The organism is Oleiphilus sp. HI0080 (assembly GCF_001635135.1).
On sequence record NZ_LWFU01001145.1, the window covers coordinates 1 to 874 of the forward strand.

General features: G+C 49.2%; 2 protein-coding genes. One reads left to right on the top strand and one right to left on the bottom strand.

Annotated features, from left to right (window positions below):
- The coding region (locus A3751_RS20540) for a sugar nucleotide-binding protein (RefSeq protein ID WP_156492689.1) at positions 1 to 596 on the top strand (596 nt) is incomplete at its 5' end.
- 63 nt (positions 597 to 659) lie between these two features.
- Here the strand turns inward: A3751_RS20540 and A3751_RS20545 are convergent.
- On the bottom strand, positions 660 to 874 hold a 215-nt coding region (locus A3751_RS20545; RefSeq protein WP_255376109.1), incomplete at its 5' end, for a Rid family hydrolase.

Sequence of the window (874 nt, forward strand, 5' to 3'; positions counted from 1 at the left end):
AGCAGTGTGTCAGGCGGTTTGTTGGTTCGAGTTCTCCTCATATAGTGTTTGTATCAAGCTCTAGTGTGTTTAGTCAGGACAATGGAGAGATTGTGGATGAGTTGAGTGCTGCGATGCCAAGTTCTCCAACTGCAACGGTTATTCGGCAAGCCGAACGTATCTTGGAGCAAAGTAATTTGGCGCATACGGTCGTGCGCTTTAGCGGCATATATGGTGCTGAGAGGCTAAGAATGGTTCGTCAGGTATTGGCAAGAGAGCCTGTGCTGAGCGGCAGTGAGCGTTTGAGTAATCGTATTCACGAAGATGATGCGGTTGGTTTTCTGGTCTTCTTAATTCAAAAAGTGCTCGCGAGGCAGGATGTCGAAGCTCTGTACATTGCTAGTGACTCAGCGCCGGTGGATTTAAACGAGGTTTATCGATTCATAGCGCGTCAACTGGGTATCGATGCAACCTTCATAGAGGCGGGAGCCGAACCCGTTCGAAGAACCGGTAATAAACGCCTATCGAACAAGCGTATGTTGAATACAGGCTATGGCCTTCAATATCCTGATTATCGCCAAGGTTATGCAGAGATGTGCGCGCGAATTAGCGGTTAAAGGAATTCAGTCGGCTCAGAAAGGAGGGCGCGCTGTTGTCAGCGCGCCGAAAAAACGAACAGATTAAAGAATAACAATACCGTCCATTTCGACTTCTGCACCTTTTGGTAACGCGGCGACACCGATCGCTGCGCGCGCGGGGTAGGGCGTTTGGAAGTAGGTTGCCATCACTTCATTGACTGTTGCGAAGTTGCCTAAGTCTGTAAGAAAAATGTTGAGCTTGACGATGTCTTGCAAGCTGCCGCCGGCGGCTTCACAAACCGCTTTTAGATTCTCGA